Raw genomic sequence first — 2,426 nt, forward strand, 5'->3', positions numbered from 1 at the left:
CCCGCGGACAGCACACCCGATACCCGCCGACGGCCACCCCGGCCTGCGCAAACACAAGCGCAGGGCCTCTCACCCGAGCTGAACAGCTACCATTGATGTAACTAACGGTACATAGTCGGCAGCGGGACCGGCTGTCGTCAGGCTGAAGCGTCGACGATGTTGATCGGCAATAACGTTTCGAGCGTCACCGATCTACCAGGGGAGAGCATGTCCATGCGAGCGAGATCGCTCGTCGCCGCCATTGTGCTGTCGTCGCTGGCGCTCGTCGCCTGCGGCAGCCGGGCCAGTAGCAGCGGAACGACCTCGGCCGGCAACAAACCGGCCGGGGCGTCGAACAACACAGCTTCGGATATCGGCGTCACGCCGACCGAGATCAAGATCGGTACAATCGCTGGCCTGAGCAGCGGTTTCGGACCGGACACGTTCTCCGCCTCACTGTACGGGGCGCGGGCCTATTTCAAGGCGCTCAACGCCGCGGGCGGAGTAAACGGGCGCACCGTGAACCTCGTCGAGTGTGACGACAAGGGCAGCGGGGACGGAAATGCGAACTGCGCGCACAAGCTCGTCGACGACGAGAAGGTCTTCGCGCTCGCCGGGGTGACGGCGTTCGACTACACGGGTGCGCAGTACATCAACTCCAAGGGTGTTCCGGATATCGGCGGCCAGCCCGTGTCCGCCGCCTACGATCAGTATCCGCACCTGTACTCGATCTACGGCAGCTATTATCCGCGCACCGGCAGCCGTCCCGGCTACAACGGCACGCTCTACGCGGGGACCGAGATCTACCGCTGGTTCAAGCAGAATCTGAAGACCAACGTCGCCGGGGTTGTGTACTACAACGTCGCCCCGTCGGAGCGGTACGCCAAGTCGATCGCGGACGGCCTGCGCAAGGAGGGCTACACGGTCGTCGAGGAGCAGATCAATCTCGGCGCCCCGAGTTGGGACGCAACGGTCCTCGACCTCAAGCGGCGCGGTGTCCAGATCGTCTTCGACGCGATGGACGACGGTGGTAACGCTCAGCTGTGCAACGCCATCGAGTCCCAGAAACTGCCGATCACGGCGAAGGTGACCCCGCCGCAGGGCTGGGCCAACAACATCCGCCAAGTCTACAGCGCCTCCCCGAACTGCCGGAACACGATCTACTCCACCGGCGGCACCGCCAACTATGCGGACACTCAGATTCCCGCGGTCGCCACGTTCCAGAAGGATCTGCAGGCGGCCGCGCCCGATCGGGTGGCCAAGATGAACCTGTGGATGCTCGAGGGTTACGCCTCGGCCCAGTGGCTGACCGACGCGATCCGGTCCTGCGGCGCCGACGTCACCCGCGCCTGCGTCGAGGCGTACATGAACAGCGGCAAGGACTACGACGGTCACGGCCTGCTCATCCCGACCGGCCGGAACTTCAAGAAGTCGCCTGAACCGCCGTCGCAGGAGCAGAACTGCCTCAACGTCGCCCGTTGGCAGGACTCGGCGAACGGCAACCAGGGTGGCTGGGTGACCCAGGTCAAGGACATGAACACCAACTGCTTCACCGTTCCGGATCTGCCCTACCCGGCCGGCTGATCTCTCGCGGGACCGCCTGCGTGGTCTCGGGCCCCGGTCGGGGCAACCCTCCACGGCACCACGGAGGGAACCTTGACCGGGGCCTTTCACATCGGGGGGCCTTTCAGCGGGGCCTTTCGCGGCCCTACGCTCGGAATTCCCCCGGCCCGCCCGCGAAGGACCGCTCGCCCCGGTGCAGGACGTAGACCAGGTCCGCCATCGCCAGGGCCTGCTCGGTGTACTGGTCGGCGAGCACGACGGTGGTGCCCGACGATGTGACCGTCGCAAGCCAGCCGAACAGGTCCGCGGCGACTTTCGGGGATAGTCCGAGCGACAGCTCGTCGACCATCAGGACCGAGGGGCGGGCCAGCAGGGCGCGGGCGAGCGCCAGCATTCGCCGCTCACCGCCCGACATCGATCCGGCCCGCTGCGTCAGCCGTTCCCGCAGCCGGGGGAACGACTCCAGTGCGGGGGTGATGTCGGGGTGCCCGCTGGCCTCCGCGATGATCTGCAGATTGTCCCGGACCGACAGGGTGGCGAAGACGGCCCGTTCGTCCGGCACGAGCATCAGTCCTCGGCGGGCCCGGTCGACGGTGGACACCTTGGTGATGTCCTCGCCGCGCCAGGTCAGACTGCCTGAACGCAGTGGGATCAGCCCGGCCAGCACCCGTAGGGTGGTGCTCTTGCCCGCGCCGTTGACCCCGAGCAGGGCGGTGACCTTGCCGGCGGGGATGGCGAGGTCCAGACCGTGCAGGACCTCCACGGTCCCGTAGCCGGCCCGTGCCCCGGTCAGTTCGAGTTCGGCCGTCGCCGTGGTCACCGTGCCTCCTGCGGCTGCTTCAGGACCGTTTCATCGTGGCGATGGGCAGCCTGGGCCAGGTACA

2 protein-coding genes are annotated in these 2,426 nt (G+C 66.8%); one reads left to right on the plus strand and one right to left on the minus strand.

All coding sequences use genetic code 11. The features are described from left to right. Positions 1–213 precede the first annotated feature (213 nt). The gene (locus tag AC08OX_RS14060) at positions 214–1,563 is read left to right on the plus strand and encodes an ABC transporter substrate-binding protein (RefSeq protein WP_476608239.1); all 1,350 of its coding nucleotides are present in this window, start codon (positions 214–216) and stop codon (positions 1,561–1,563) included. 124 nt (positions 1,564–1,687) lie between these two features. Here the strand turns inward: AC08OX_RS14060 and AC08OX_RS14065 are convergent, their stop codons facing one another. Next, complete coding sequence (locus AC08OX_RS14065) at positions 1,688–2,362, minus strand: ABC transporter ATP-binding protein (protein WP_476608240.1); 675 nt, start codon at positions 2,360–2,362, stop codon at positions 1,688–1,690. Between the last annotated feature and the right edge of the window lie 64 nt (positions 2,363–2,426).

This window comes from Frankia sp. CoBUL1 (assembly GCF_978021245.1).